Source organism: Collinsella aerofaciens (assembly GCF_018785265.1).
GTDB classification, from domain to species: domain Bacteria; phylum Actinomycetota; class Coriobacteriia; order Coriobacteriales; family Coriobacteriaceae; genus Collinsella; species Collinsella aerofaciens_AI.
On the sequence record NZ_WQPK01000024.1, the window covers coordinates 54,753 to 79,851 of the forward strand.

Annotated in this window: 14 protein-coding genes; 13 read left to right on the forward strand and 1 reads right to left on the reverse strand. The window is 61.2% G+C overall.

Features of this window, described 5'->3' with window-relative positions; translation table 11 throughout:
- Positions 1-64: 64 nt before the first annotated feature.
- The 10 genes from purD (at position 65) to GPK42_RS04695 (ending at position 19,709) form a co-directional block, all read left to right on the forward strand.
- Entirely contained in the window at positions 65-1,369 is a 1,305-nt protein-coding gene (gene purD / locus GPK42_RS04650; RefSeq protein WP_215693843.1) for a phosphoribosylamine--glycine ligase, read from the forward strand.
- Between the two features lie 21 nt (positions 1,370-1,390).
- Entirely contained in the window at positions 1,391-2,086 is a 696-nt protein-coding gene (locus GPK42_RS04655; RefSeq protein WP_215693845.1) for an NUDIX domain-containing protein, read from the forward strand.
- Between the two features lie 82 nt (positions 2,087-2,168).
- A complete protein-coding gene (locus GPK42_RS04660; protein WP_215693847.1) occupies positions 2,169-3,941 on the forward strand; it encodes an ABC transporter ATP-binding protein in 1,773 nt (590 codons plus the stop codon).
- Positions 3,942-3,960: 19 nt separating this feature from the next.
- Positions 3,961-4,920: a hypothetical protein gene (locus GPK42_RS04665; protein ID WP_215693849.1), complete on the forward strand. Its 960-nt coding sequence runs from the start codon at positions 3,961-3,963 to the stop codon at positions 4,918-4,920.
- Positions 4,921-5,202: 282 nt separating this feature from the next.
- Positions 5,203-6,708 (forward strand): glutamine-hydrolyzing carbamoyl-phosphate synthase small subunit, encoded by a 1,506-nt coding sequence (carA, locus tag GPK42_RS04670; RefSeq protein WP_252200108.1) that lies wholly within the window; start codon positions 5,203-5,205, stop codon positions 6,706-6,708.
- A 98-nt stretch (positions 6,709-6,806) separates the two neighbouring features.
- A complete protein-coding gene (gene carB, locus GPK42_RS04675; protein WP_215693851.1) occupies positions 6,807-10,121 on the forward strand; it encodes a carbamoyl-phosphate synthase large subunit in 3,315 nt (1,104 codons plus the stop codon).
- A gap of 920 nt (positions 10,122-11,041) precedes the next feature.
- Positions 11,042-17,434: a discoidin domain-containing protein gene (locus GPK42_RS04680; protein ID WP_215693853.1), complete on the forward strand. Its 6,393-nt coding sequence runs from the start codon at positions 11,042-11,044 to the stop codon at positions 17,432-17,434.
- Positions 17,435-17,723: 289 nt separating this feature from the next.
- A complete protein-coding gene (purE, locus tag GPK42_RS04685) occupies positions 17,724-18,188 on the forward strand; it encodes a 5-(carboxyamino)imidazole ribonucleotide mutase (RefSeq protein ID WP_006235810.1) in 465 nt (154 codons plus the stop codon).
- Positions 18,189-18,224: 36 nt separating this feature from the next.
- Complete coding sequence (locus GPK42_RS04690) at positions 18,225-19,223, forward strand: class B sortase (protein ID WP_215693855.1); 999 nt, start codon at positions 18,225-18,227, stop codon at positions 19,221-19,223.
- A 69-nt stretch (positions 19,224-19,292) separates the two neighbouring features.
- Positions 19,293-19,709 (forward strand): molybdenum cofactor biosynthesis protein MoaE, encoded by a 417-nt coding sequence (locus GPK42_RS04695; RefSeq protein ID WP_252200110.1) that lies wholly within the window; start codon positions 19,293-19,295, stop codon positions 19,707-19,709.
- A gap of 106 nt (positions 19,710-19,815) precedes the next feature.
- Here GPK42_RS04695 and GPK42_RS04700 read toward each other — a convergent pair whose 3' ends face one another.
- On the reverse strand, positions 19,816-21,045 hold the full coding sequence (locus GPK42_RS04700; protein WP_215693857.1) for a putative ABC transporter permease: 1,230 nt from the start codon (positions 21,043-21,045) through the stop codon (positions 19,816-19,818).
- 285 nt (positions 21,046-21,330) lie between these two features.
- Here GPK42_RS04700 and purF point away from each other — a divergent pair, with 285 nt between their 5' ends.
- The 3 genes from purF (at position 21,331) to purN (ending at position 24,950) form a co-directional block, all read left to right on the forward strand.
- On the forward strand, positions 21,331-23,001 hold the full coding sequence (gene purF / locus GPK42_RS04705) for an amidophosphoribosyltransferase (RefSeq protein WP_215693859.1): 1,671 nt from the start codon (positions 21,331-21,333) through the stop codon (positions 22,999-23,001).
- Positions 23,002-23,158: 157 nt separating this feature from the next.
- Complete coding sequence (gene purM / locus GPK42_RS04710) at positions 23,159-24,262, forward strand: phosphoribosylformylglycinamidine cyclo-ligase (protein ID WP_215693861.1); 1,104 nt, start codon at positions 23,159-23,161, stop codon at positions 24,260-24,262.
- On the forward strand, positions 24,252-24,950 hold the full coding sequence (purN, locus tag GPK42_RS04715; protein ID WP_215693863.1) for a phosphoribosylglycinamide formyltransferase: 699 nt from the start codon (positions 24,252-24,254) through the stop codon (positions 24,948-24,950). The genes purM and purN overlap by 11 nt, the downstream gene beginning before the upstream one ends.
- Positions 24,951-25,099 lie beyond the last annotated feature (149 nt).

Consider the following 25,099-nt stretch of genomic DNA (forward strand, 5'->3'; position numbering starts at 1 on the left):
GGTATATTTGCTTTGTAATGGGTCCGCATGGTTGGCGGGCCGTTCATCCATAGAGGAGGCACCCTTGAAGGCGGACACTCAAACCATCGACATCCTGTTGTTGGGCAGCGGCGGCCGCGAGCATGCTCTGGCAGCAAAGCTCGCAGCATCACCGCGCGCCGGCAAGCTCTACATTGCACCGGGTAACGGCGGCACCGCGAGCTGCGGCGAGAACGTGGTTCTCGACGATTGTGATCCTGCGGCCGTGGCGGCGTTTGCCCAGAGCCACGGATGCGGACTCGTGGTAATTGGCCCCGAGGCTCCGCTCGTGGCAGGCGTGGCCGACGCCGTGCGCGCGGCGGGTATTCCCTGCTTTGGCCCGGGTGCCGAGGGCGCCCAGATGGAGGGCTCTAAGCTGTTCTCCAAGCAGCTCATGGAGCGTGCCGGCATTCCGACGGCCGCCTACGGCTCGTTTACTGACGAGGCTTCGGCCCTCGCCTATGTGCGCGAGCAGGGCGCCCCACTGGTCGTGAAGGCTGACGGCCTGGCTGCAGGCAAGGGCGTTATCGTGGCGACTGAGCTTGCGCAGGCCGAGGAAGCCGTGCGTGAGTGTTTTGGCGGCACCTTTGGCGATGCCGGCAACACCGTTGTCATTGAGGAAATGCTGGTTGGCCCCGAGTGCTCGCTGCTGGCCTTTACCGACGGCAAGACCGTGCGTCCTATGGCCACCTCGCAGGATCACAAGCGTGCACTCGAGGGCGACAAGGGCCCCAACACCGGTGGTATGGGCGTCTATAGCCCGGTGCCCATCGTGACCGACGAGGAGCACGCCACCATGGTGAAGGTCATGGAGCAGACCGTGGCCGAGCTCGCCGCCGAGGGCATCGACTACCGCGGCTGCCTGTACGGCGGCTTTATGCTTACCCCCGCCGGCCCCAAGGTGCTGGAGTTCAACGCCCGCTTTGGCGACCCCGAGACGCAGGTCGTGCTGCCGCGCCTCAAGAACGACCTGGTCGAGGTCATGCTGGCTTGTGCCAACTGCGAGCTCGATCAGATTGAACTCGACTGGCGTGACGAGTGGGCCGTGGCTGTTGTCCTGACGAGCGCGGGCTACCCCGGCAGCTACGAGAAGGGCAAAGTCATCACCGGCATCGCCGACGCCGAGGCCATGGAGAACGTGACCGTGTACCATGCCGGCACCGCCGTGGTGGACGGTCAACTCGTGACCAACGGTGGCCGCGTGCTTGCCGTGACCGCGCTGGGCGACACGTTCGAGAACGCTCGCAACCTTGCCTACGAGGCCTGCGAGAAGATTGATTTTGAGGGCAAGACCCTGCGTCATGACATCGGTCTGCGCGCGCTGCGTGGCCGCGACGCCTGGGATGCCTAAAGTCCGAGAGGAATGAGACGGATGGACGAGAAGAACGAAGAGCTCGTGGATGCGCAGATCGTCGAAGAGGACAGCCGCATGTATGGGCACGCCGAGGGCGAGCCTGGTGGCGAGGTCGCTGACGAGCCGGCGCTGGTGCTGGGCGACGACGACCCGCACGATGCCGAGCTGCACGAGAAGATTCTTTCGGAGGAGTGCGCCTGGAAGGGCAAGATCCTCGACGTCCACCGTCTTGAGGTTGAACTGCCCAATGGTCACCGCTCCGCCCGCGATATCGTTCGCCATCCGGGTGCGGCGGCCGTTGTGGCACTGACCGAGAGCGGCAAGATCGTACTGGTGCGTCAGTACCGCACCGCCATCGACCGCGTGACGGTCGAGATTCCCGCCGGCAAGCTCGATCCAGGCGAGGACCCGCTCGATTGCGCCAAGCGCGAGCTGCACGAGGAGACGGGCTTTAGGGCTGGTCGCATTCGCTTTTTGACGTCGATTGTCACGTCCTGCGGCTTCTGTGATGAGATCATTCACATCTACCTGGCCACCAAGCTCGAGTTCGATGCACCCAACCCCGATGATGATGAGTTTGTCAACGTTGATCTGGTGCCGCTGCACGAGCTGATTGACGCCGTGCTCGACGGCAAGATCGAAGATGCCAAGACCGTCGTGGGCGCCTTGGCCTGCGATAGCATCGCGCACCGCTTGGGCGGAGCCGATCTTTAACGAGTGGGGATAGCCCTGGGACAAGTGGTACTGATTGCTTTGTCCCAGGGCCTTACATTGCTGATATTTCTTTGAGGATCACATGCTGAAGAGGTTTCTTTCGTATTACGAGCCCCAGATGGGGCTTTTTGTTGCCGATACTGTTTGCGCCCTGGTGCTTGCCGCCATCGACCTGGCGTTTCCTATTATTCTGCGCAATCTGACTGGTGGGCTCTTTACCCAGGGTCAGGCTGCTATTATGCAGGCGCTCGGTATGATCGCGGTTGGTCTGGTGCTGATGTATGCCATCCGTTGCGCCTGTCGCTACTTTGTGAGTTACTGGGGCCACGTGATGGGCGCGCGCATGGAGTCCAAGATGCGCGAGGACCTGTTCGATCAGTACGAGCGCTTTAGCTTTGCGTACTTCGATCGCAACAGCTCGGGTGACATGATGAGCCGCGTGGTCAACGACCTGTTCGATATCTGCGAGGCGGCACACCACGTGCCCGAGTGGATAATCATCTGCGGTATCGAGATTATCGGCTCGTTTGTGATCCTCTTTACCATCGCTCCGGTGCTGGCGCTTGCCATGGCCGTGGTGACGGCGGTGTTTGCGGTCATCATGTTTTGGCAGAACATGCGCATGCGCGAGGTCTTTAGCGACAACCGCAAAAAGATCAGCGGTATTAATGCTCAGCTGCAGGATTCGCTGGCTGGCATGCGCGTGGTCAAGAGTTTTGCGAACGAGGAAGCTGAGCGCTCCAAGTTCCGAGCCTCTAACGACCGCTATCTTTCGTCCAAGGAGAATATGTATCATGCCATGGGCATCTATACTGCGACGTATGGCCTGCTCTCGGGCGTGCTGTACGTGATCGTGGTGCTGCTGGGCGGCTGGCTGGTCGCCCAGGGGCAGCTGCAGGCGGTCGATATGGCGACCTTCGCGCTCTATATTTCGCTGTTCTGCACGCCGCTCGAGACGCTCGTCAATTCGGCCGAAACGTATCAGAAGGCCATCGCCGGCTTTAAGCGCATGGACGAGGTGCTTTCGACCGCCCCGGATATCCAGGATAAGCCGGATGCCGCGGACCTGCAGGTGACGGCAGGCGCGGTTGAATATAGCGACGTGTGCTTTAGCTACGAGGATGTTGAGTTGGGCGAGGGCGGCGCCGACGGACGCCCTGTTATCGACCATATGAATCTGTCCATCAAGCCCGGACAGACCATTGCCCTGGTTGGCCCCTCGGGCGGCGGCAAGTCTACGACTTGTTCGCTGCTGCCGCGCTTTTACGACGTGGCGGACGGATCCATCAGCATCGACGGCCAGGACGTGCGCGACGTGACGCAACAGAGTCTGCGCCGCGCCATTGGCCTGGTGCAGCAGGATGTCTATCTGTTTGACGGTACGATTGGCGAGAACATCGCCTACGGCAAGTCGGGCGCCACGGCAGAAGGGATCGCCGAGGCGGCCCGCCGCGCCAATATCGATACCTTTATCGAGTCGCTTCCGCAAGGCTACGACACCGTGGTGGGCGAGCGCGGCAGCCGTCTTTCGGGTGGTCAAAAGCAGCGTGTCGCCATTGCGCGCGTGTTTCTCAAGAATCCCAAGATCCTTATTTTGGATGAGGCGACGAGTGCTCTGGATAACGAGAGCGAGGAAGCGGTACAGGAGTCGCTCGAAGAGCTGGCGCGCGGCCGCACCACGATTATCATCGCCCACCGTCTCTCGACTATTAAGCATGCTGACGAGATTGCGACCGTTGAGCATGGTCGCGTTGTGGAACGTGGCACGCACGAGGAGCTTCTCGCCCGTGGCGGCACCTATGCCCGTTACTATCGAATGCAGTTCGAAGGTGCGCGTGCGCACGAGCTCGACTGATTGATACGACAGGAAGTTTATGGCTGACAAGAACCCTTTGACTCCGGAAGAAGTGACGGAGTTATTCTCCGAAATCGATGCATCCGGCGTCTTGGATCCTACGCTCGCCAAAAAGCGTACCGAGCGCATGCGCGAGAAAGAGGCTGCCGTCAAGCGCGGTGACAAGGCGACGCTGGCGCGGCTGCGCAGCGAGGATCGCGCGAGCCAGGCAAAACATATCGACCCACTGTCCGAGGACGATCCTTCGGGCTCGCAGGTGAGCCATACCATTACGAAGACTGCCATGGTCGTGGTTATCGGCATCTTGGTGCTGATCGTGGGCATGCAGATTGGCTACGGCGTGATGCGCCGTCTGAATACCGCCAATCTGTCCGAGAGCGTTTCGGTCGATACCGTTTCTACAGCACTCAAGGGTGGACTCGAGTGGGGCAACGGCTTTACGCAGTTCCCGCTCGACTTTACCGTCGATGAAGCCGATGAACGTACGGGCACGGTCGAGGTAACGGTGTTGGACACATCATCTGCCAACGAGCTCGAGCTGCTGTCCAACGGGCAGATTCAGGCTGCGGCGCTTGCGACCAACGCGTTGCTCAACGATAAGATCGACCGCGTGGTGTATAACGTGCACGCCTATATCGACGAGGACAGCAAGATCCAGCACGACTCTTTCTTTGGCATGTTTCCCGCACGGGGCCATCAGAGCGCCATTCTGACGTTCGTGTGGACCAAGAGCTCATCGACCGCTACGAACATCGACTGGAAGATGCATATCGTGAGCATGGACGACACGATTGCCGAGCGCATTCAAAAGCAGGTGAACTCGGTGTCGTCGCTGATTGAGGATCCGTCGGTGAGCCAGACCAAGATTGACGAGGAAAAGGCCGAACGTGACCTGGAGCATCGTCTGCATGGCCGCGAGATCTTCCGCGGTGGCAAGCCCGACCGCACGCCGTCCGATCTGCTGGAGCAGGACAAATAAGACGCCATCATCCCGCGTGAGTTACAGGCCCACGCGGGATGATTTTTCTGGGACGGGGATTAAATAATCATTCTGTTGTGTATGCAGTTGGCGACAAAGCCCTGCTCTCAGAATGATTTTTTAATCCCCGTCCCAGAAAAATCATTATGCATAGAAAGTCATAATTATCATTTCGTAAACATTTCGATGAAATTAACGCCATGAGGCATGCTTGCGGTTACAATACCGCGAGGCCTAACTACACACCTTTAAGCCGGTCCTGTGAGACCGGGAAGGAGAATTATGGCGAACAACCATACCGCGGGCGCTGCCGCCCGCACCTTCGCGCCCAGCGAGCTTTGCCAGCGTATGCTGGCCAAAACCAGCAAGGGCACCTGCGGTCCCTGCATCCTGTATCTTGAGGATGGGACCATTTTTTATGGACGTGCATGCGGCGCTGAGGGCACCGCGACCGGCGAAGCCTGCTTCAATACCTCGCTCGAGGGCTACTTTGAGGTCATGACCGACCCGAGTTATGCCGGCCAAATCGTAACCATGACCTATCCGCAGATTGGCAACTACGGTATCGACGAGACCGACGTCCAGTCGGCCTTCCCCGGCGACGCCGTGCGCCCTGCGAGCGCTCCGGCTATGCGCGGCATGATCGTTCGCGACATGTGCGCCACGCCTTCTAACTGGCGCTCGGCCGTCAGCGTGCCGGAGTATCTGCGCGCCCACGGCATCGTCGCTATCGAGGGCGTCGACACCCGCGCTCTGGTACGCCACCTGCGCGACAATGGTTCCAAGATGGGCATTATCTCGACCGAGATCTTCGACGTCGACGAGCTTGCCGAGCGTCTGGCCGCAGCGCCCACGCTGGTAGGCGAGAACCTGGTCAAGACCGTAAGTTGCCCCGCGCCTCATGAGTTTGTGGCTGCCGACCTGCCTGCCACGCATGACTTTGCACTTGCGGCTGCCGCTCCTGCCCGTCACAACGTGGTCGCCTACGACTGCGGTGTGAAGCGCGGCATTCTGGAGGGGCTGGTCCGCGCCGGCTGCGACCTTACCGTCGTGCCGTGGGACACGCCCGCGAGTGAGGTGCTCGACATGAATCCCGACGGCGTCTTTTTGTCCAATGGCCCCGGCGACCCCGACGCCGTGGTGGAGACCTACGAGCAGGTGCAGCAGCTGATCGGCAAGGTGCCGGTCTTTGGTATTTGTCTTGGTCACCAGATGATCAGCCTGGCCTGCGGCGCCCAGATGGAAAAGCTTAAGTTCGGTCACCGCGGTGGCAACCAGCCGGTTATGAACCTGGTAAGCCGCCGTGTGGAGATCACCGCGCAAAACCATGGCTTTGGCCTGCTGTTCCCCAGCTTGGGCAAGCTTGTCCCCGAGCTTTCCGGCGGCGAGACCGAGCATGCGGCCGATGGAGATCTGCGCGTCTGGGTGCGCCGCGGAATCGCGCCGGTCGTGATGAACGAGCGCTTTGGTCGCATTCGCCTGACGCACGTGAACCTCAACGACGGCACCGCCGAGGGCATCCAGCTGCTCGACGCACCGTGCTTCTCGGTCCAGTACCACCCCGAGGCCTCGCCTGGCCCCACCGATGCCCACTATCTCTTTACCGCCTTTACGCGACTCATGGACGGCGAGGAGAACTACCTGGACATCGACACCGCGAAGGACCGCCTTGCCGGCTGGAACTTTGCCGACGATGGTTCCGCCGTTCTACCGAACGGCGGACCGGTCGACGCTGCGGCTGCATCTGGCACATCATCTTGCCGCTCTGCTTCGGACGCGCGGGCATAAGCCCAGCGCGCCCTCGCATCACGGCAACCTGATGCACCAGCTGCACCCTCGCTGACTTTTCCAAAACATTGAGTCAGCCTCTCTAGGAGGTTTTAAACATGCCGAAACGTACTGACATCAAGCGCATCCTCGTTATTGGTTCGGGCCCCATTGTCATTGGCCAGGCCTGTGAGTTCGACTACTCCGGCGCCCAGGCCTGCAAGGTGCTCAAGGAGGATGGCTTTGAGGTCATCCTGGTCAACTCCAACCCGGCGACCATCATGACCGACCCGGGTCTTGCCGACCGCACCTATGTCGAGCCCATCACCGCCGAGTTTATCGAGCGCGTAATCAAGAAAGAGCGCCCGGACGCGCTGCTGCCCACGCTGGGCGGCCAGACCGGTCTGAACGCCGCCGTCGAGCTGGCGAAAGACGGTACGCTCGACAAGTACGGCGTCGAGATGATCGGCTGCGACCTGGCCGCCATCGAGCGCGGAGAGGACCGCAAGCTCTTTAACGAGGCCATGGCCGAGATTGGCCTGGAGGTCGCGCGCTCGGGCTACGCCTACAGCGTGGCCGACGCCGAGGCTATCGCCGAGCGCGTGGGCTATCCCTGCGTACTGCGCCCGAGCTTTACCCTCGGCGGCGCCGGTGGCGGCATCGCTCACACCCACGAGGAGCTCGTCTCCATCGTGAGCCAGGGCCTGGAACTCTCGCCCGCCCACGAGGTGTTGGTCGAGGAGTCCATCGAGGGCTGGAAAGAGTATGAGATGGAGGTCATGCGTGATCACGCCGGCAACGGCATCATCGTGTGCTCCATCGAGAATCTCGACCCCATGGGCGTGCACACCGGCGACTCCATCACTGTGGCGCCGGCGCAGACGCTCTCCGACCTTGAGTATCAGCGCATGCGCGTGGCCTCGCTCGCCATCTTGGAGAAAATCGGTGTCGAGACCGGTGGCTCCAACGTACAGTTTGCCGTGAACCCCAACACCGGCCGCCTGATCGTCATCGAGATGAACCCGCGCGTGAGCCGTTCGTCCGCGCTGGCCTCCAAGGCCACGGGTTTCCCCATTGCCAAGGCCGCCGCGCGCCTGGCCGTGGGCTATACGCTCGACGAGATCGTCAACGACATCACCAAGGCTACGCCCGCCTGCTTTGAGCCCACAATCGACTACTGTGTGGTCAAGGTGCCGCGCTTTGCCTTCGAGAAGTTCAAGGGTACCGACCCCACACTCACCACGCGCATGAAGGCCGTGGGCGAGATTATGGCGATCGGCCGCACCTTTGAGGAGGCCTTTGGCAAGGCTATGCGCTCGCTGGAGGATGGCCACCAGGGCATTTGCGCCGGTGGCAAAGAGGGTGCCGATAAGCTGAGCGACGACGAGCTTGCTCAGGCCGTGGCAACCCCGACCGAGCATCGCATCTTCTTTGTGGTCGAGGCCCTACGCCGTGGCTGGGACATCGCTCGCATCCATGCCATCTGCGGTATCGATCCGTGGTACCTCAACCGTATCAACGATATGGTGCAGGTCCAGGAGAGCATCCGCGACCTGCGTGTGGAGGATATCGACGCCGACGCGATGCGCCTGCTCAAGCAGTACGGCACGAGCGATGCCGAGATTGCCGCGCTGACCGGCTCGGACGAGCGCTTTGTGCGCGCCTATCGCAAGGGTCTGGGCGTGGTTCCCAGCATGAAGACGGTCGATACCTGCGCTGCGGAGTTCTCGAGCGCCACGGAGTACCACTACAAGACGTACGAGAACATCTACCGCACGAGCCCGGATGCCAAGAAGTGCGTGGCTCCCGACGAGACCACGCCGGCGGACAAGCCCAAGGCGATGATCCTGGGCGCCGGCCCCAACCGCATTGGCCAGGGTATCGAGTTCGATTACTGCTGCGTGCACGCGAGCTATGCGCTGGCGGCCCGCGGCTTCGAGACCATCATGGTCAACTGCAACCCCGAGACCGTTTCGACCGACTACGACACGTCCGACCGCCTGTACTTTGAGCCGCTCACCTACGAGGACGTCATGGACGTTATCGACGTTGAGCGCCCCGATGGCGTCGTGGTGACGCTTGGCGGCCAGACCCCGCTTAAGCTGGCGCGCATGCTCGAGGAGAGCGGCGTGAACATCATGGGCACCAAGCCCGATGCCATCGACTTTGCCGAGGACCGCGAGCGCTTCGCCGCTCTGCTCGACAAGCTGGGCATCATGTACCCGCCGGCGGGCCAGGCCACCTCGTTTGAGGAGGCCGAGGCCGTTGCCGCGCACATCGGCTACCCGCTGCTGGTGCGTCCGAGCTACGTGCTGGGCGGCCGCGGCATGATGATCGCCTACGATGCCGAGCATCTGCGCGATTACATGGCCGAGGCTGCGCGCATTAGCCCCGACTACCCGGTGTACCTGGACCGCTTCCTGGAGGGTGCGATCGAGTCCGATGTCGACGCCCTGTGCGACGGCGAAGAGGTCTACATCGGCGGTATTCTGGAGCATATCGAGGAGGCCGGTATTCACTCCGGCGACTCCGCGACGTGCATCCCGCCGTTCAGCTTTAGCGAGAGCCTGCAGGCAAAGCTTCGCGAGACCACGCGCCGCATCGCGATGGCGCTGGGCGTACGCGGCCTGGTCAACGTGCAATATGCCATCAAGGGCGAGACCGTTTACGTGATTGAGGCCAACCCGCGTGCCAGTCGTACCGTACCGTTCATCTCCAAGGCCACCGGCGTGCCGCTGGCCAAGTGCGCGGCGCGTATCATGGCAGGCGATTCCATTGCCAGCCTGGGCCTGCCGAGCGACGAGCGTCAGCTGGACTGGTTCTGCATGAAGGAAGCCGTTATGCCCTGGGGTCGTTTCCCCGGTGCCGACGTTATCCTGGGGCCCGAGATGAAGTCGACGGGCGAGGTCATGGGTATCGCCAAGAGCTATCCCGAGGCATATGCCAAGACGCAGCTGGCGATCGACTACAAACTGCCCGATCCGAGTTGCGGCAAGGTGTTCATCAGCGTGTGCGACCGCGACAAGCGTCATATCCTTTCGGTCGCCCGTATCCTGCGCTACCTGGGCTTTGATATCTGCTCCACCGAGGGTACGGCGCGCGTGCTGCGCGGCGGCAACGTGACGTGCGAGGTCGTGGAAAAGATTAGCGGCCCGCACGACGGCGAGCGTCCCAACATTGGTGACCTCATCGCCGATGGCAAGATTGCGGTAATCATCAATACGCCGTACGGCCCGGGCTCGCGTGGCGATGGCTACCTGCTACGCACCGAGGCCGTCCGTCGTGGCGTGACCTGCGTGACGGCGATGTCCGCTGCCAACACGTACGTGAGTGCCATCGAGGCGGTGCGCGAGGACCAGCAGGGTCACGGCAGCGCCAACGACATGGGCATGGACGTCATCGCCCTGCAGGACCTGCCGCAGCACACGGTGTAGATTGACCTGTCCGGCCGGGGCGGAGGGGGCCGAGTTTCCCCCTTCGCCCCGGCTGCAAGCAGAGTCGCTCAGTGGGAAACTCGGCCCCCTCCGCCCCGGCCTGCGGTGACTCGGCTGCACCGTGTGCTGCCGAAGGGGCTTTGCGCGATGACTAGGGCTGGATAAAAAAGAGAGTGTGGGCAGAGCCCACGTTTTGTATGGGGTCCTCCGGTGAATTGCATTCACCGGAGGACCTTTTTGTGGCTGGCTGAGAGTGCCGCTGGACAGTTAGTTCAGATTTGTATTTTTGTGAGGGTGGAAAAGGCCGATTTGAGCTCAAATGAGCCGTTCTTGGCGGTCTGATGCGACAAGGATGCGCAGTCAGGAATGAGAAAAGGGCGTCATTGGGTCTAAAACGGCTTCAAAACGATACGTTTGCACGTAAGGACCCGGCCAAAAAATACAAATCTGAACTAACTGTCCACCACCCTCCGTCAACCTCTCATTCCAAACCAAATCAGCCAACGTACGTCATAGCAATCTCCGGTAGGTCGCAGGACGGCGGTCGAGCTTTTCTCTCGGGAAACTTCGCGAAGCCCAGTTCCCGAGGGAAAGGTATGGTCTGTGTAATACCAGATAAACAGTACATTTTTGCTAGATTGGTATTTGACTGAAGAACCAATTGGTATGGCTTATTAAGCCCACCTTGCCGTTGACGCTCATTTTACTGTCGCTGGGAGAATTCCGAACTTGGATGCGCAAGTGCTCCCATATATTGATATGACCTAGTAGGTGGCTATCTGGTTACTACCAGTTGGCCCCTTGGTAACGGGTGGCCCCATTGTGCGGAATGTACCGAACATCCCCGTTTGATACGTTTTCTCATGCTGCCGGGGGGGGGCGTCCTCGGCGCCTTAGCATCTCGGAAGAAAGGAGACCAGGTGCGCAGGAATTCCATTTTTACGAAACGGTGGGTGAAGGGAAGTGCGGTCCTCGTTGCCACTGCAGCGACGCTCGTGTTTGCCAATCCCCAGCAGGCGATTGCCACGCCACTCAAGGGCGTCGACTCGGCGACCGTGTCCCAGTCTGCCTCGAATGTCGTCGACATCGATTTCGCTGACGGCATCAAGGGCCGTATTACGTTCCTCGAGGACGGTATTTTCCGTTATAACGTCGACCCCAAGGGTGAGTTTTCCGATTACGCCACGCCGCGCAGTAAGTCCCACACGGCTAAAATCCAGGCTCAGCCCGATACCTCGGACACCTACAGCAAGCCGAGCGCGACGGTTGCCGACAAGGGCGACACTATCGAGATCACCGGCGGAAAGGCGACCGTGATCCTGGACAAGGCGACTGGCAAGATGAGTATCAAGTCAGGCGACCGTGTCGTGGTTTCCGAGTCCGCGTCCCTCGACCTTGATAAGAAGGGTACCGTCCAGACGCTCGCCAAGGAGAAGTCCGAGAACTTCTTTGGCGGCGGCACCCAGAACGGACGCTTCCTGCACACCAACCAGACCATCGCCATCTCCAACACGAACAACTGGACCGATGGCGGCGTTGCCTCGCCCAACCCGTTTTATTGGACGAGTGACGGCTACGGCGTACTCCGAAACACGTTTGCAGAGGGTTCCTACGACTTCGGTTCCACGGACTCATCGACGGTCACGACTTTGCACAGCGAGAATGAGTTTGATGCCTACTACTTCGTGGCGACCAACGAGGGCGCTTCGAACGTGGCAACCGAGATGCTGCAGGACTACTACAAGGTGACCGGTAACCCGGTACTGCTGCCCGAGTACGGGTTCTACCTTGGTCATCTTAATGCCTACAACCGTGATGGCTGGTCAACGACCTCGGGTCAAAAGAAGTGGGAGACCAAGGGCAGCAAGTCCTCGAGCGAGAAGGGCGACGTTAAGTACGAGTCTGGCATGTCGACGGGCTACAAGCTCGACGGCACACTTGCGGCCGAGACGCTCAACGGTGAGGGCCCTTCGGTTGATACCGAGAACATGAAAGCGACCGATTTCGACCGCCAGTTCTCTGCTCGGCAGGTTATCGATGACTACGAGGACAACGACATGCCGCTCGGTTGGTTCCTGCCGAACGACGGCTACGGCGCCGGCTATGGCCAGAACGGTTACTACAAGACCGGCGGCGTCAACTCCGACGGAACGAGCTCGGCTGACCGTCTTAACGCTGTGCGTGCCAATGTCGACAACCTTAAGAAGTTCACCGAGTATGCCAACTCCAAGGGTGTGAGCACGGGCTTGTGGACCCAGTCCAACCTTGAGCCCGACAGCAACTCCGAGACCCCGTGGCACCTGCTTCGCGACTTCGACGCCGAGGTCAAGACGGGAGGCATCTCTACCCTTAAGACCGACGTCGCCTGGGTTGGATCTGGCTACTCCTTTGGTCTTAATGGCATCAAGACAGCTTATGACACGGTGACGACCGGCGCCAACAAGCGCCCCAACATCATCACGCTCGATGGCTGGGCTGGCACGCAGCGCTTTGGCGGCATTTGGACCGGCGACCAGTATGGCGGTAACTGGGAGTACATTCGCTTCCATATCCCCACGTATATCGGTCAGAGTCTTTCGGGCAACCCCAACATCGGCTCCGACATGGATGGCATCTTTGGCGGCGACCCCATCATCTCTGCGCGTGACTACCAGTGGAAGACGTTCACGCCCTCTATGCTCGATATGGACGGTTGGGGCACCTACCGCAAATCGCCCATGACGCACGGCGATCCCTACACAGGCATCTCGCGCTTCTACCTCAAGCTCAAGGCGCAGCTCATGCCCTATATCTACACGAGCGCGGCCTCGGCGGCCAACATCGACACGGGTAACGGCGATGCCGGCCTGCCCATGATCCGCGCCATGCTGCTTTCCGACAACTCCGAGTACGCCGCAAGCACTTCGACGCAGTACCAGTATATGTTCGGTGAGAACTTCCTAGTGGCACCGGTGTATCAGGATACCCAGGCAGATGAGAACGGCAACGACATTCGCAATGGGATTTACCTCCCCAACTACGGCACCGACGAGAATCCCACCATCTGGATCGACTACTTCTCGGGTAAGCAGTATCGCGGCGGCCAGGTTCTCAACAACTACGAGGCTCCGCTTTGGAAGCTGCCGCTGTTTGTGAAGGCCAACGCTATCGTGCCGATGTACGCCGAGAACAACAACCCCGAGGCCGTGAGCGACACCAACACCAAGGGTACCGACCGCAGCCAGCGTATCGTCGAATTCTTCGCCACCGAGGGCGACGGCACCTTTACGCAGTACGAGGACGACGGCTCCTCCATCGAGAACAACACGACTGAGGACGATTCCTACGGTACGATCGACAATATCTCCTACGGTGAGCATGTGAGCACCGTCTACAGATCCGAGGCCGCAGGCGGCACCGCGACCTTTACCGCCGAGGCCTCGCAGGGCGGCTACAGCGGCTACGACTCCAACCGCACCACGACCTTTGTGGCCAACGTCTCCGCCAAGCCCACGAGCGTCTCCGCCAAGAACGGCGGATCCGCGCTCAACGTGGTTGAGGTCGACTCGCAGGAGGCCTTTGACGCCGCGACCCCCGAGGCCGGCCAGGCGGTCTACTTCTACAACGAGACCCCCAACCTCAACCACTACGGTAGCGACGCAGGCAGCACCGAGGCCGAGCAGGGCGAGAGCTTCAACAACACCAAGATCACCACGAATCCCAAGGTCTACGTCAAGTTCGCGAAGACCGATGTCGCCACGGCAGCGCAGACGCTCGAACTGGGCGATTTCGTGAACGCCGATGCCACGCTCGCGGCCGACCGCTTCAACGAGAGCCTCTCCGCACCCGCGAACCTTGCTGCCCCCGAGGACGCCACGACCCCCACGAGCATTAAGCTCACCTGGGGGAAGGTCGATGGTGCTACCTCCTACGACCTTAAGGTAGACGGCACTGTGTTCGCCGTGGGCGATGCGGCAGAATTCACGCATACCGATCTTGCCTACAACAGCAAGCATACCTACCAGATTCGTTCGCGCAACGCCGATGGCTACTCCGCATGGAGCGACGTGCTTGAGGCGAACTCTGCGCTCGACCCGTGGCGGAACGTGCCTGAGGCCGAGGAAATCACTTGGGAGGGCTCGCTCTACGGTAGCCATAAGGCCGAACTCGCCTTCGACCATGAGTTCCAGTCGGGCGACGGCGGTTTCCACTCCGGTGGCAACGATCTGGGCAAGGCGCTTACCGTTGACTACGGTCGCGCTTACAAGCTCGACAAGCTCGAGTACTATCCGCGCGATGATGCCGGTAACGGCACTGTGACCAAGATGCGCATCGAGACGAGCCTCGACGGCGTGCATTGGACGACGCAGGAGGTCGACTGGGAGCGCTCCGCCGCTTGCAAGACGGTGGCGTTCGACGGCGCCGTGGCCGCGCGCTACGTGCGTATGACGCCGCTCGCGTCCGTGGGCAACTTCTTCTCCGCCTCCGAGATCGCCATCTACAAGACCGACGGCACGGACGGCTTCGCCGTAGGCTCCAACCTCAACAAGGCCACGGTCTCCGACGGCGACTACTCCAACATGAAGAATTACCTGGGTCTTGAGAACCGCGAGCCCGACACCTCGACGTTTGACTCCCAGATCCGCGCCCACTTCGCCGACCTCAACGGCAACGGCGTCTACGACGTGTACGACTACTCCTTCACCATGGCGGCGCTCGACGGCGGCACCAAGCAAAAGGGCAAGGCTGCTGGCACCCTCGCGGTGATCCCGAGCAAGATGGAGGTCGAGGCCGGCGACGAGATCACGGTCGACGTCTACGCCACCGACGCCGAGAACGTCAACGCGCTCGGTGCGCTCGTCAACTTCAACAGCGACCAGTTCGAGTATGTCTCCGAGAGCATCGCGCAGGATGCGTCGACGGCGGGCATGGAGAACCTCTCGCGCGAGAAAGTGCAGTTCACGGATGGCCACCAGACCATCAACCTGGCCTTCGCCAACCGCGGCGACGCCAAGCTCTTCAACAGTACTGGTGTGGTCGCGAGCTTTAAACTCAAGGCTAAGACGGCCGGCAAGGTCGAGCTGCCCTCGACGTCTTGGCTCGTCGGCCCGGCGTGCGACGCGCTCGAGTTCGTGAGTGATGGCACCGTGACGATGCCCGGTGTCCCGCAGCCCACCAAGTCCGAGTACGGCCGCGACGCCTTTGACATCACGATGACCAACGACGAGCTCCCCACCGACGACGGCACCAACGTCGAGAAGCTCATCCAGCAGAAGAGCTATGACGGACTGTTCGACAACAATGAGGGCGGCAACGACTTCGAGTTCCTGTGGAACTATGGGCCCAACTGGATCGACGGCAAGATGCCGACCTACGTCAAGCTGCCCGCCACGATGACGTTCGCCTTCAAGACGCCGTCGAAACTCGATAGCGTCGAGGTCGTTAACCGCAACGGTGGCAACGGCACCGTGCAGAAGATTAAGTCCGTCGTGACGTTCGAGGACGGCTCGACCCAGGAGTTCTCGGGCGGAAGCTTTGATTCCTATCAGGCTCGCTACGCCTTTGGCCTCTCTGCCGAGAACAAGGGCAAGAAGGCGACCAAGGTCGAGATCACGCCGCTTGAGGCATCGGGTGACCAGATGCTCACGCTGCGCGAGATCAACTTCAACTACACACAGGGTGTCGAGGCCATCGAGGGTGTCGAACTGGGCAAGAACCAGACCGAGTTCTTCGAGGGCGATGTGACGCTCGTCGACGCCAAGGCCACGCCCGAGAGCGCCGGCTACCCCTATGTGACGGTCGAGAGCTCCGATCCTTCTGTGGTGAGCGTCTCCGCTGTCCAGGCCGGCGATAGCGTGAGCTACTACCTGCGCGCCAACAAGGCCGGCAAGGCAACGATCACGGTGGCGTCGGTGCTCGATCCCTCCAAGACCGCATCCTATGAGGTCGAGGTCAAGGCTGGTGTCGACACCTCTGCGCTCATGGCAGCGCTTTCCAAGGCCGCGGGCTACAGCGAGTCCGTCTACACCAAGGATTCCTATGCAGCCCTCACCGCTGCGGTCGAGGCGGCTCAGAAGCTCCTCGATGGCGGCCAGGGCAGCTATAGCAAGAAGGATGTCGCAGACGCCACGGCCAAGATCGAGAAGGCAATCGACGGCCTCAAGATGCGCCCCGTCGATGAGAAGAGCCTCATCAACACGCCCGAGAACCGCGAGAACGTCAAGGTGACCGGCTTCTCGAGCGAGGCCGACTATGAGGGCAGCAACGCCGTCAACGCTCTTGACGGCGATGAGCAGACGCTCTGGCACAGCGACTGGGCCTATAAGGCCGGTATGCCCCAGTACCTGACCGTCGACCTGGGCCGCGACTACGATCTCACCGACGTCACGTTCCTGCCGCGCCAGGACGGCGGCACGAACGGCGATATCTTTGAGGCCGAGGTGCTGGTTTCCGACACCGCCGACGGTTATGAGATGGGCACCGCCACGTCGATGGGTACGTTTACCTTCGACAACGACGGCCGCGTGCTCACCGACCGTGGCGACTGGAAGCAGATGAGCTTTGGTGCCGCGCGCGGTCGCTACGTGACCGTCAAGGTGCTCCACGCCGGCGGTGGCAGCGTTGACGCCTACTGCAGCATGGCGGAGCTCAAGTTCTACGGTACGGCCGTTCCCAATCCGGTGGCGAAGGACGACCTCACTGCCGCGATTGAAAAGGTTGATGCCGAGGTTGCAGCCGGCGACCTTAAGGCCAGCGACTACACCGAGGCTTCCTGGACCGCGTTCCAGAACGCCTTGGCGAGCGCCCGCGCCATCCTGAACGACGAGAACGCCACGCAGGACGAGGTCGACCAGGCACTCAAGGCACTCGAGAGTGCTCGCGACGCGCTTGAGAAGACTCCGGTGACCCCGGTCGAGAACCCGACCAAGAAGCAGCTCAAGGCCTTGGTCAAGCAGGCGAAGGAGACTGACACCAGGGGCAAGACGGACGAGTCCGTCAAGGCCCTGACGGATGCCATTACCTACGCCGAGGACGTCTTGGGTGATGAGAATGCTTCCGACATCCAGCTCCAGGCGGCCTATGACCAGCTCAAGCTGGCCATTGAGAGCCTCAAGGATGCCGATTCCGGCAACCAGGGTTCCGGCAATGGCTCAAACGGCGGCAACCAGGCGGGCAAGCCCGCAGGCGACAAGGCCCAGGGCAGCAAGAAGAGCGGTTCGGCGATCCCCAATACCGGCGACCAGACGGCGGCGACCGTCGCGGCCGTCGGTGGTCTTGGCGCCATCATCGCCGCGATCGGCGCTTTCTTCCATCGTCGCAGCAAGGCTAAGTAGTCCCAGCGACAACTAAGCAAACGGCCCCGCCGCTCCGTCAAGGACGGCGGGCATTGCTTTATTATTTCAGCCAACGTACGTCATGGCAATATCCGGTAGGTCGCAGGGCGCTTCGCGGGCGGGCCAGGCTCTATCTGAACGACTTTGCGAAGCAACCGGAGTGAAGATAAAGCCTGGCCCGCCCGCGAAGCGCCACAGAGACCGCAGGGACGGGAGCAGCTATACTACTCTCAGTAGTTAAGGGTCGCGGATTCGCCGCGTCACCGCTCTCAACAGGAGGTCTTTGTTTATGGCAGATCAGAAGCCGGTTGTCGGGATCATCATGGGCTCCAAGTCCGATCTGGGCGTTATGGAAGGTTGCACCGCCGAGCTCGAGGCACTGGGCGTGCCCTATGAGCTCGTGATTGCGAGCGCGCACCGCACGCCGGCGAAGGTCCATGAGTGGGCCTCGACTGCTGCCGACCGCGGCATCAAGGTGATTATCGCTGCTGCCGGCAAGGCTGCTCACCTGGGCGGTGTCGTGGCTGCGTTTACGCCGCTGCCGGTTATCGGCGTGCCTATGAAGACGAGCGATCTGGGTGGTATGGACTCGCTGCTGTCGATGGTGCAGATGCCTTCGGGCGTGCCCGTTGCCTGTGTGGCTATCAACGGTGCCAAGAACGCTGCCATCTACGCCACGCAGATCCTGGGCGCCTGCGATCCCGAGTACCGCAAGGTTATCGAGAAGATGAAGCAGGAGATGGCTGACGCCTAAGCGCTCTGCCAGTCCATTTGCAGCATAAGGAGAGCCATGTCCGACTATCAGGGAAAGCATTTTTCGGCTTCTCGGATTCCCGATTCAGCCAAGTTGGGAGCAGCCCGCGCGCCGCAGCAGGGTCGGACATCCTCTCCTCAGCAGCCGCGCGCGCCGCGTCCCGTGACGCCGGCGAAGCATCGCCGTCAGGATACGCCGGCTGCATATCGCCCTTCGTCATACAGTACGGCCAAGAAGTCACCTCGCTCTTCGGCGCATACCGCGCCATCGAGCTATACCGAGCCGCCGCGCAAAAAGCGCCGCTCCGTCATTCCCATTCTGCTCATCATCATCGGCATTGGCCTGATCGTTGCCGCGGCCGCCATCTTTATCAACGCGCAGATTGGCTACAAGCAGGCGAGCGAGTCGTATCAAAAGATCGAAAAGCAATATGTGAGCGACAAGGACGCCAGCGGCGTGCCGATTATCGACTTCAACGCGCTTGCCCAGACAAATCCCGAGGTTGTGGGTTGGATTTACGCGCCCGGCACTAACATCAACTACCCCGTGGTGCAGACCAACAATAATTCCAAGTACCTCAACACGCTGTTCGACGGCACCGCCAATGCGTCGGGCGCCATCTTTTTGGATAGCGACGACACCGCGCCGGGCATGGTGGATCAGCAGACCACGATCTACGGCCACCACATGAACGACGGTTCGATGTTCAACGTGATTTCGGATACGACCGATCAAGCGACGTTCGACAGCATGGAATACGTGTACTACATCACGCGCGATGCGACGTATAAGTTGCGCCCGCTGGCGACCAAGGTGGTCGAGGACACGTATGCCAAGGCGCGCACGCCCAACTTTGAAGGCGATGACGGACTGAAGAATTACCTGTCCGAGATGCTCGACGGTGCCTCTGCCGTGGCGAGCGATGCCACTGATCGTGCCGCTTCGGCAACCAAGGTCGTAACGCTTGTGACCTGCCGCTCGCTGTCATTTAGCAATACGCGCGCAGTCATGGTGCTCACGCCGGTCGAGGAATAAGTTGTTCGAGAGTGGCAAAAAGGGCCCCGTCCCAAATGAGCTACTCGACGACGGTAAAAAGGAGAAATGATGCTTGAAAGTGGCAAATCGATGCCTTCGGTTGATGCCTGGCTGCGCGAAGCCAAGGCCGATGTTTCGGCGGCTGATTGCGGGATGTACCTGACACACAACGGCGTGGTGCGTGCGACGCCTAAGTCTGAGGTGCGTGGGGTCGAGACGGATGGTGTGGCGCCTGGACATAAGGTGGGCGGCATGGTGTTCGGCTTCGATGCCGAAAAGGTGCAGGCTGCTATCGAGGCAACGCGCACGATGCCGGGTATCGGCTATGTGCGCGTGTGGCTGGCGAGTGGCGAGCTTACCGTGGGCGATGACATCATGCTCGTACTCATTGGCGGAGACATTCGCCCGCATGTGGTCGATGCGCTGCAGGCGCTCGTCGGTACCATCAAAAATGAGTGTGTGAGCGAGGTCGAGCGCGAGGCATAGGACTTTGCGATCAATTCGAGTCCATCTACAGCAAAAGCCCGCTGGCAGTTCAATCAGTCTGCCAGCGGGCTTTTCTGTGCGTTGGAAATCTCGGCATTGCGTGGTGCTACACGCGCGTCGCATCCTTGGGGCTCATGGTCATGCTCTGGAAGCGGTTCTCCATGTAGTCGTTATCGAAATACTTACCGTAGAACTGCGCGACGGGAATATCCGGCTCCGTGCCGTTGACGCGCTGGTACCAGTAGTCGAGCGACTGCAGCGTCATGACGCCGTCGACCAGCATAATGACGGTAAAGATGACGGTAGCCGAGTAGCGACTCTTCCACGGAATCATGTTGATGAGCTTGAGCAGCCTCGGCAGCAGCAGCTTGATCCAGATAAGGCCACCCAGGCCCCACAGGCAGGCAAAGCCCGTACAGGTGCGTCCGCCCGTAAGGACGGCGAGTGGGTCGGGCATGCCGAACAGTTTCATGTGCGAGTAGCTCCACGAGACCACGCCAAATGAGGTCTGCATAAACCAGCCCACGAACACCTCAAAGCTCGCGCCGAGCACAGCGCTTACCAGGAAAATGATGATGGGGTTCTTTTTATAGAAGCGGTTGAGCACCATGGTCATGAGTACGGCGCCAAAGCCATAGATGGGGCTGAAGGGACCAAACAGCATGCCGGCGCGGTTCTGGTAGACGCCTGGGTCGTCGACCGTCATGTGCCAGATATCCTCGGCGATCAGGCCGAGCACGCAGCAGACGAAGAATACCCAGAACAGGTTGAAGTAGTTGAGCTTGATGTAGCCCTCGCCGGTTTCATCGCGTCCGAGCATGCCCTCGTCCGCGGCGTCGCGGTCGAGCATCTCCTGCAGGCGGCGCTGGAGTTCGCGCTCCTGGCGCAGCGTGGGGTCGACGGTGGCCGAAAGCGCGATGAGGATGACGAGCTGGACGGCGGGGCGCAGCAGGAAGGGTCCGATGCCTTGGAGCATCACGTCGACCAAAAGCTCGACGACGGTAAATGCGATAAGGATGTAGGACAGGCGGGCGGCGTTGCGGCGCTGGTTTTTGATAAGGTCCAGGCCAAAGATGATCAGGATGACGGCACTTGCCGCAGAGAGCATGATGCCGGCGACGATGAGTCCAACCGAGACCAGCATATTGTCGCCGAGCTTTTCGGCGGCGTTGCCGTTGATGAGCGCGGTGATGACCTGCCACATAAAGGCGGCGACCGACGGGAGGGTGCCCACGCCGGACAGGATGCACAGGACGGCGTACACCTTAATGATGGGGGGAATTTTCTTGACCTCCGTGGCGCTGGGGACGCTGGGGTCGAGCTCGTTTCGATCCATACAGAACCTTTCTCGCTTTGTCCTAGGTTACAAGGATACGCCGCCGACCTGCCAAAAGACAGGACGAACGTCCCAATTGCAACTTTGTCATCCCCAACGGTGGACGCGGCGGCCATCTAGGGGCGCGGACGCTTGCACTGGACAGACCGATAAAATGTTTGGCCGCAAAACGGATTATTAGCTCGGTGGGCTTTTAAAAAGCGCTGCTCATGCGCTGGGGAGCGCGTCGCGCCGTGCGTATAATAAGGCGGGTAACGCCAAAATACGAGGCTCTGAGGGGATGCCATGTCTCAAGAAACCATCCGCGCGGCCGAGCGTGCCGCGGGACAGGTGAACGCCATGTCGACGTATGATCCGGACTCCGACCAGCTGCATGAGGAATGCGGCGTTTTTGGTGTCTGGGCGCCCGATCGCGACGTGGCTCGACTGACGTACTTTGGCCTGCGTGCACTGCAGCACCGCGGCCAAGAATCGGCGGGAATCGCCGTTGGTGACGGCGGTACGGTTATGGTCCGCAAGGATCTGGGCCTGCTCGACCGTGTGTTCTCCAATGCCGACTTGTCGACGCTCTCCGGTCAGCTGGCCGTGGGTCATGTGCGCTACGGCACCGCCGGCGCCAAGAGCTGGGAAGCCTCTCAGCCGCACCTCTCTACCATCAATAGCGTCATTATCGCGCTCGCGCACAACGGCACCCTCGTCAACACCGACGAGCTGCGCCGCCAGCTGATCGAGCTGGGCGTGCCGTTCCTCTCCAACTCGGATTCCGAGGTCGCGACCAAACTCATCGGCTACTTTACTCAGCGTACAGGCCATCTGCGCGAGGGCATTCGCAAGACCATGGAGCTCGTGCGCGGCGGCTACGCCATGACGCTCATCAACGAGCAGGCGCTCTACGCCTTCCGCGACCCGCACGGCATCCGCCCGCTCGTGCTGGGCAAACTCGTGGATGAGGGGCTGGACCAAGCCGACGCCGCATCCGTTTCGCAGCTGCCGTCGCAAGACGCCGCCGCAACGGTCGACGCTACCACCCATGTCACGCGCGCCGGCGGCTGGGTCGTTGCCTCCGAGACTTGTGCACTCGATATCGTGGGCGCCGAGTACGTCCGCGACGTCCGTCCCGGTGAGATTTTGCGCATCAGCGCCGAGGGCCTTGTGTCCGAGCAGGGCGTGCCTGCCGCCGAAGAGCCTGCTAACTGCATCTTTGAGCAGGTCTACTTCGCTCGCCCCGACTCCATCATGAACGGCAAGAGCGTCTACGCCTGCCGTTATGACATGGGCCGTCAGCTGGCACATGAGGAGCCCGTCGAGGCCGACCTGGTCATCGGCGTGCCCGACTCCGGCCTGCCGCCCGCGGAGGGCTATTCGCACGAGAGCGGCATTCCCTTTGGCGAGGGCCTCATCAAGAATCGCTACGTGGGCCGTACGTTTATCGAGCCCACGCAGGAGCTGCGCGCCATGGGCGTGCGTATGAAGCTCAACCCGCTGCGCGACAACATCGAGGGCAAGCGCCTGGTCGTCATCGACGACTCCATCGTGCGCGGCACCACCATGGTGCAGCTCGTCAAGATGCTGCGCAACGCCGGCGCCAAGGAGATTCATATCCGCATCAACTCGCCCGAGGTCATCTGGCCGTGCTTCTACGGTATCGATACCGACGTGCAGTCGCAGCTTATCAGCGCCAACAAGACGGTCGACGAGATCTGCGAGTACATCGGCGCCGATTCGCTGGCCTTCCTTTCGGTCGAGGGCCTGCTGAAGGTCATGCCCAAGGGCGGTTACTGCGACGCGTGCTTTACCGGCCGCTATCCCGTGGCGATTCCCGAGAGCTTTGGCCGCGACAAGTTTATGGAGGGCTTTAAGCCCCGCAACCTGGACAAGCCGCTGCACTTTGACGACGACGCCGTGGTCGAGAAATACGACGACCGCAGCTGGGAAGAGGAGCACGGCGAGGCCTAAAACCTGCCATGTGGGGACAGGTTTATTTTGGTAGGTTTTACCTGCTGTTTTGTTGATATGACGGCGCGTGCTGTTATGGCGCGCGCCGAAATGAACGCAACTATGAGCACCGTTTGGCGCCCGTGCGGCGCCACGGTAGTGGGAGAGGAAGGCTCAGATGAGCGACAGCAAGCATGTGACGTACGAGGACGCCGGCGTCGATACCGCCGAGGGTGGCCGCGCCGTCGACGCTATTAAGCAGATGGTCAAGGACACCAACCGCCCCGAGGTTATCGGCGGCATCGGTGGCTTTGGTGGCCTGTTCTCGGCCGCCGCGCTTAAGGATATGGAAGACCCGATCCTGATCAGCGGCACCGACGGCGTGGGCACCAAGCTCGTGCTCGCCCAGATCATGGACCGTCACGAGACGGTGGGCCAGGACCTGGTCGCCATGTGCGTCAACGACATTTTGGCTTCGGGCGCCGAGCCGCTGTTCTTCCTGGATTACGTTGCCATCGGTCACATTGAGGCCGAGCACATGGCGAAGATCATCAAGGGCGTGGCCGACGGCTGCAAGCTCGCGGGCTGCGCGCTCGTGGGCGGCGAGATGGCCGAGCACCCGGGCGTCATGGCCCCCGCCGATTACGACCTCGCCGGCTTTACCGTGGGTGTTGTCGATCGTCCCAAGATGCTCGACCCCGCGAACGTTCGCCCCGGCGACGTGATCCTGGGCCTGCCTTCCACCGGCGTGCACTCCAACGGCTACTCGCTCGTGCGCAAGGTCATCGGTGTCGACGGCATCAAGCCGGGCACGCCCGAGGCTGCCGCTAAGGCCGAGGAGCTGAGCCGTCCGCTCGAGGAGCTCGGTGGCGCTTCGCTGGCCGACGCCCTGCTGGCCCCCACGCGCATCTACGTCAAGCCGATTCTGGAGCTGCTGCGCAATGGCGCCAACGTTCATGCCATTGCCCACATCACCGGCGGCGGTATTACCGAGAACCTCAACCGCGCGCTTGCCGACGACGTCGATGCCGTGGTCACTCGCAACGGCGCCGAGATGGGCTGGGACGTTCCGCCCGTCATTACTTACGTGTCGCGTCAGGCCGAGCTCGCGCCCAACGAGGCATGCAAGACCTTCAACATGGGCGTCGGCCTGTGCCTGATCGTCGCCCCCGAGGACGAGGCTGCCGTGACCGAGGCGCTGGTCGCGCTGGGCGAAAAGCCGTTCCGCGTGGGCGAGTGCGTCGAGGGTTCCGGTAAGGTCGTGTACTCCGATGAACGCTAACGAGCAGATGGCTGCTGCCGAGGGCCTGGGCTATGTGCCCTACTCCCGTCCGACCGGCACCGATACGGCCGAGTCGCTTAAGATCGGCGTGCTTATCAGCGGTTCGGGTACCAACCTGCAGGCGCTGATCGACCTGATCGCCGTCGGCAAGCTCAACGCCTCGATTGAGCTTGTGGTGTCGAGCCGTCCTTCGGCCAAGGGCTTGCAGCGCGCTGAGCGCGCGGGCATCCAGACGCTCACGCTGTCCAAGGATGTCTATGCCGACCCTATTGCCGCCGACGAGATCATCGCGCACGAGCTTCTCGAGCGCGGCTGCGAGTATGTGGTCATGGCCGGCTACATGCGCATGGTGCACACGCCTCTGCTGGCGGCGTTTCCCAACCGCGTGGTCAATCTGCATCCAGCGCTACTGCCGAGCTTTACCGGTGCGCATGCGATTGACGATGCCTTTGCGCGCGGCGTCAAGGTGACCGGCGTGACCGTGCACTTTGCCAACGAGATTTACGACAACGGCCCCATCATCGCCCAGCGCGCGCTGGCTGTCGAGGAGGGCTGGGATGTCGACACGCTCGAGGAGCACATCCATGCGATTGAGCACGTGCTGTATCCCGAGGTCGTGCAAATGCTCGCCGACGGCCGCGTCCACGTGCTGGAGAGCGGCAAGGTCGCAATTGATGCAGCGCGCTAGCGCGTGCAAACGGGTCACCTAGGTTTCTCTGAGGCGTAAACGACTATAAAGCCGATTGGGGCATATGGAATCACATGTGCCCCAATCGGCTTTTACTATCTCTTTGACTTCGGGCTCCTGATAACGTGACGGGTGGGACTTCGGAAAAT